The organism is Allochromatium humboldtianum (assembly GCF_013385175.1).
GTDB lineage: Bacteria > Pseudomonadota > Gammaproteobacteria > Chromatiales > Chromatiaceae > Thermochromatium > Thermochromatium humboldtianum.
Window position 1 is genome coordinate 1 of the sequence record NZ_JABZEO010000045.1, and the last position, 4803, is coordinate 4803.

A 4803-nucleotide genomic window follows, 5' to 3' on the forward strand; every position below is an offset into this window, starting at 1 on the left:
GTGGACAGCGGCAGAGGATCTGCACATTCCTTTCCGCGATCGTTTTTGGACGGTTGTGCTGTCGCGCGTTCCAGAAAGCACACTGCGGGCTGCAAAAGCTAACTGGCGGCGCGTGGTCAAAATCTGTGAGCAATCACCGAACGAAAAACTGTTGGAGCAGCTATTTCCGCCAACGGTTCCGACTCATGCGCGTCGATGGTTTCATTGAAAAATTAAAGAAAAACCCCGGTCCCATAGGAACCGGGGTTTAGCGGCCAAGGCCAATCCGTTAGATGTCGATCGCGATGTATCCAGCCCTTTCGAGCTTTTTCTCGTCGATCTCCAGGATGTCCGTGAGCGCGACATTGCTCACTAGAGCATCTTCCTCATCTTCCACGCCCGCACTGTTTGGAACAAGTGTTGGCTCAACGGACGTTGGATCTAGGACGAATCCCCAGTTGCTCTCGATCATAGGGAGCAAAACTTCAAAGTACCCATCACGACGCTTAGCCTGAATTTCATCCAAGACCACTCGCGCCTTCATTCGATGTAATGGTTTCACTTCATTGAAATGAAAGTGATGCTTAGGCGATTCATTTGCTCGATCCCAAAGCGTGGTCGTCCAAAATTCATTGGTCCTCTCGAAATCGAGGCTCTCAAAATATGCGCCTATGCCGATCGCCCAGACTTTTTCTTCAACAGGATTGACAAATACCCGAAATCGCATGTTTTGCATGGATTTTCTCCGAATGCGTGATTTAAATACCGATAAAAGCCCCGTCTCCATGGGAGTACAGGGCTATTGTTTGGTCAGAAGCCAATCGGCGCGTAGCCGGCAGCATCAAGTGCCGTATCATCGGGCGCAGCGATGGTGGTGACTTCTTCGATCGCCTCTGAACCCAACGAGCGTTCTTGGGCGACGTCTAACGAAAAAGACAGGCGCAAGGTTTTTGCATGGTTTGGATCACGGACGAAGCACCAATACCGTCGAAAGGTGTTATACGTTTCGCCCACTTCCTCGTAACCTTTAGCCAGCTTGGAATCGATAATATCGTCCACTTCACCTTGGTGGTTGAGTGGTTTTAGATCTCGTTCATGTGTGAAGCGATAGGTATACTCTGATTCCTCACGGATCACACCCCAAAGCGTGGTCCATATCCGGTCGTCATGGTTGAAGCCAACGGCCCACATTTTCCCTTCTGAACGATTCAGAAATACTCTGAACTGCATGTTTAACGGCTGAGTCGACATCTCGTTTTCCTCTTAATGCCGAACGGAAGGTCCGGCTTCAGAGGGAGTTGTCGGGCACAAAAAAGCCCCGTCTCCATGGGAGTACGGGGCGGGTGGTCTGCGTCTCAGAGAGAGATCTGCGCGTAGCCAGCAGCGTTGAGATCTTCGGCGTTAGGCAGCGTCAATGCAGTCCCATCGTGGACCACAGTCGGATGATCTGCGACAGGAGCCGTTGACTTGGATCTGACTGGCAAGTCTGACTCAGCCACCAGCATCTTTGAACGCCCCTGTTGTGTACCATATTTTGGATACGGGACAAATTCCCAATCGTCGATCAATGAAACGCGCTTTTCCGTATAGCCTTTAGCAAGCTTTGATTTTATGAGGCGGCGAACTGCATCATAATCATCGAGCGGCTTAAGCTTTCCTATATGCGAGAACCAGTAGCCGCTTCCTATGTGTGTATCAACCTTATTCAGCGGCCCCCACATTGTCATCCATGATCCAGTGTGACCAGATTCAGGATCAACCGAATACACACCAATCGCCCACATCTTCCCTTCCGCCTGATTGATGAACAGTCGGAAACGCATGGATTGAGACATCGAGTTCTCCTCTCACATGCCTGAACGGAGGTCCAGGCTTCAGGAGGAATTGCCGGTCAGGAAAGGGGGCGAGCAGGGGCTTCGACATACCCATGCCGCTGCCGTCGCCGGCTGATGGCCGCAATCTGCCGCTCGATCTCAGACACTGAGGCCGCCCACACCGTTCGCGTCCCGCCCAGATGCGAATCCAATCCACCCCAGCACACCACCAACGCCCAGTCACCGAACAGATCCTGGATCGGACTGGCAATGTAGTAGCGCCGCTTCGTCGGATGAATCCAGCGAAACATCGTGCGGATGGAATCTTTTGTGGAGGATTTCACAGGCGTGCTCCATGAAAGAATAAGATCATTTTAAGAATATAACAAGAACGCGCGAAATGGTATTCGGCTATTGATATTTCTGAGTTTACAAGCGCGTGTTGTCTGTATCATTATTTTCAATAATCGCTTGTAATTTTGGAGATTGCTATGCACGAGTCGATTGCTTCCGCCCTGTATAAAGGCTACACGCGCAAGCTGATCCAGGACGGGTTCCAGGGAGAACTTCTGCCAGCGAACACCCGCGCGGCTTGGCTGCGGCAGGTCGTCAAGATGCAGGCAAAAGATCGCTCGTCGGTGGCGATGGCACCGCCCGCGTTCGTGGGTCGCGGAAAGAATGCAGAGCTTTACATCCATGGGGTCTATTACCCGAGCACAGAGATTGCCGATGGTGAGAAAATCACGCCTCAGTGGTACGGATACGCCATCCGCGCGCGGGCCAAAGACTTCACCATCGAATCACAACCGCTGCCGGTGATCATCACGAACCATCTGGTTCAGCGAACGATGCAGAGGCTTGATGTCGCACACCCTCGCCAGGCTTTGCTGTCGTTGCAATCGGCCTTTCTGGCGTCTCTACTGTTGGAGCCGCCCAGTAAAGGCCACGCACTTTTACCGGCCAGGGGCGGGGCCGTGATCGCGGTTCCGGATCGCGACTATCCGATGTGTTGGGCCATGCTGACATTCGTCAACAAAGAGCGCTTAAGCGTTCAGCAAATGCGCGAAGTGCTGGATGTCGGTAATCAAATAGTGAAACATACCTCCAATTTTTTTCGGGCGGACGTAGCGAGGAAGTTGGCATGTGCGGCGTGAATTTTTCGCTGTTTGTTGATGCTGATAACCAGCCCGCGAGATTTGCTCGATCACTATTCGAGTATATCGAGAAAGCCTCTGGAGGGAAGATTGTTTCCGCCACTATTGCAGGAAAAAATCACGGAAAGCTCAATGACGCTTGGGTTAAAGAGCTTGAAAATTTAAGCCCTGGGATTAACATTAAATCCATTGTGGTCGACAACAAACCTAATGCCGCCGATGCGGCGCTGATACTTCATTTGGGCAAAGATCTTCAAGTTTTTTGCCAGGAATCACAACATGCAATCATTGTTTCAAGGGATAAAATTTTTGCTTCAGCCGCAAAAACAGCCGAGGCATGCGGAGCAAAGATATTCCTAGCCTATCTTGGATCTTCGAAGGAAATAGAAAAAGAAAATAAGAACAATTCTATCAGTGTTTTGCCAATCGCTAAAACACTTAACCCCTCTTCGTCGCGATCAAAAAAAGACTCACCATCCCTTGAAATCAAGGCGGTTATCGATCGTATTCGATCAACCTGCAAGCGCAAAAAAGACGGGGGATACTCCAAGAGCGATGTCGGACTGTTGTTGGTTAAATTGGGTTACACGACAGGTAAAGAGCGCAAATCAGTTTTAAGGCAGATCCCTGGCATTAAAACATGCGGAAAAAGCAAGCAAGAGTGGTGCTTTTGATCCGTCTTGTTTCGGGTCAGCCTGGATGAGGAAGTGTTATGTGCGGCGTAAAATTTTCGCTTTTCATTGACGCCGACAATCAGTCGGCAAATGTCGCAAGCTCACTCTTTGGGTATATTAACCGAAACAACAATCGCGTTTTTTCGGCCACGATCGCTGGAAATAGTAACGGAAAACCTAATGAGGCGTGGGTCAAAGCGCTTCGAGATTTCGATCCTCATATTCAAATCGAATCGATCGTTGTCCCCTGTCATCCAGACGCAGCAGATGCCGCACTGATCTTGGAGCTTGGTCAAAATTTGCGCGGATTCTGCAATGCTTCGCGGCATGTCATCATCATTTCTCGAGATGATGTGCTGGTGTCGGCTGCGGAGTGGGCTCAAGGGTGCGGGCTTCAGGTTTCTCTGGCTTACGCAAATACAGGTCAAGCGTTAAAAAAGCGGAACACAACTGTTCCAATTTGCCTTTTGTCCAGGAGCAAAGCGAGCCAGCCTGCATACTAGCGAAAGCAGACGCAAGAAAACCCCGTCAGCAAAGCCGACGGGGTTTGGTGTTAAATCAATACGACGCCCGAGACGGTTCGACGCCGAAAGCCTCTTGGGCTTTCTGGTAGATGTCGTCCAGCGATATCTGGACCGTTTCGCCTGTCCAGGATACCGCCGTAGCGAATCCTGTCATGTACCCCACGGCTAAAGCCGGGGGCTTGTAGCTGTACTCGGACAGTCCGTCGTCGTCATCGCACGCTACGATGGGCACGCATGACACACGGCCCGCGCGGCGATATTGATCGCCGCATTGACATCCGCGTTCGCCGTATGCCCGCAGGCGCTACAGCGAAACTCGGATTGCGACACGCGGTTGGCCTTGTCCACGCACCCGCAGACCGGACAGGTCCGGCTGGTATGGCGCGGATCGACGATGGCCACCGGCACGCCGGCGATCAGCGCCTTGTAAGCGATGAACTGGCGCAGCTGATGGAACGACCAACCGCTGTGTTTGGCCCGATCAGATTTCCGTACCGTGGTCCGGGCGCGAATCCCCTTGAGGTCTTCCAGGGCGAGTCCGCGACCGGTGTCTTTGGCTTTTTTGACCAGGCGCTTGGAGAGAACGTGGTTGTGGTTGCGCCGAAAGCGCGCTTCGCGCTTGCGCAGTCGTTGCAGATGCCGTTTGGCCGAGCGCGAG

9 protein-coding genes are annotated in these 4803 nt (G+C 52.0%); 4 read left to right on the forward strand and 5 right to left on the reverse strand.

The window, feature by feature from the left end; all coding sequences use genetic code 11:
* Positions 1 to 208: hypothetical protein (locus HW932_RS21705; RefSeq protein ID WP_222932486.1), on the forward strand; the 208-nt coding region annotated here is incomplete at its 5' end.
* Positions 209 to 268: 60 nt separating this feature from the next.
* On the opposite strand, the gene HW932_RS21285 is transcribed toward HW932_RS21705, so the two are convergent.
* The 4 genes from HW932_RS21285 to HW932_RS21300 all read right to left on the reverse strand — a co-directional run bounded on the left by HW932_RS21285 (position 269) and on the right by HW932_RS21300 (position 2137).
* Entirely contained in the window at positions 269 to 715 is a 447-nt protein-coding gene (locus HW932_RS21285) for a hypothetical protein (RefSeq protein ID WP_176978454.1), read from the reverse strand.
* A gap of 74 nt (positions 716 to 789) precedes the next feature.
* Positions 790 to 1230: a hypothetical protein gene (locus tag HW932_RS21290; protein WP_176978455.1), complete on the reverse strand. Its 441-nt coding sequence runs from the start codon at positions 1228 to 1230 to the stop codon at positions 790 to 792.
* A gap of 104 nt (positions 1231 to 1334) precedes the next feature.
* Positions 1335 to 1814 (reverse strand): hypothetical protein, encoded by a 480-nt coding sequence (locus HW932_RS21295; protein ID WP_176978456.1) that lies wholly within the window; start codon positions 1812 to 1814, stop codon positions 1335 to 1337.
* 56 nt (positions 1815 to 1870) lie between these two features.
* Positions 1871 to 2137 carry a WGR domain-containing protein gene (locus HW932_RS21300; RefSeq protein ID WP_343047452.1) on the reverse strand — a complete coding sequence of 89 codons (267 nt, stop codon included), beginning with the start codon at positions 2135 to 2137 and terminating at the stop codon, positions 1871 to 1873.
* Between the two features lie 147 nt (positions 2138 to 2284).
* Between HW932_RS21300 and HW932_RS21305 the strand changes: the two genes are divergently transcribed.
* Genes HW932_RS21305 through HW932_RS21315 form a run of 3 tightly spaced genes read left to right on the forward strand, consistent with a single transcriptional unit; the run spans position 2285 to position 4124 of the window.
* Positions 2285 to 2947, forward strand: coding sequence for a hypothetical protein (locus HW932_RS21305; protein ID WP_176978457.1), 663 nt, complete (start codon positions 2285 to 2287; stop codon positions 2945 to 2947).
* Positions 2935 to 3621, forward strand: a complete 687-nt coding sequence (locus HW932_RS21310; RefSeq protein WP_176978458.1) for an NYN domain-containing protein — start codon at positions 2935 to 2937, stop codon at positions 3619 to 3621. The genes HW932_RS21305 and HW932_RS21310 overlap by 13 nt, the downstream gene beginning before the upstream one ends.
* A gap of 38 nt (positions 3622 to 3659) precedes the next feature.
* On the forward strand, positions 3660 to 4124 hold the full coding sequence (locus HW932_RS21315) for a PIN domain-containing protein (RefSeq protein ID WP_176978459.1): 465 nt from the start codon (positions 3660 to 3662) through the stop codon (positions 4122 to 4124).
* A 240-nt stretch (positions 4125 to 4364) separates the two neighbouring features.
* Here the strand turns inward: HW932_RS21315 and HW932_RS21320 are convergent.
* On the reverse strand, positions 4365 to 4803 hold a 439-nt coding region (locus HW932_RS21320; RefSeq protein WP_176978460.1), incomplete at its 5' end, for an RNA-guided endonuclease TnpB family protein.

Excerpts from the sequence above, each read along its gene's own strand:
- HW932_RS21285 (WP_176978454.1), bottom strand. The coding sequence starts at position 715 with ATGCAAAACATGCGATTTCGGGTATTTGTCAATCCTGTTGAAGAAAAA.
- HW932_RS21290 (WP_176978455.1), bottom strand. The coding sequence starts at position 1,230 with ATGTCGACTCAGCCGTTAAACATGCAGTTCAGAGTATTTCTGAATCGT.
- HW932_RS21295 (WP_176978456.1), bottom strand. The coding sequence starts at position 1,814 with ATGTCTCAATCCATGCGTTTCCGACTGTTCATCAATCAGGCGGAAGGG.
- HW932_RS21305 (WP_176978457.1), top strand. The coding sequence starts at position 2,285 with ATGCACGAGTCGATTGCTTCCGCCCTGTATAAAGGCTACACGCGCAAG.
- HW932_RS21310 (WP_176978458.1), top strand. The coding sequence starts at position 2,935 with ATGTGCGGCGTGAATTTTTCGCTGTTTGTTGATGCTGATAACCAGCCC.
- HW932_RS21315 (WP_176978459.1), top strand. The coding sequence starts at position 3,660 with ATGTGCGGCGTAAAATTTTCGCTTTTCATTGACGCCGACAATCAGTCG.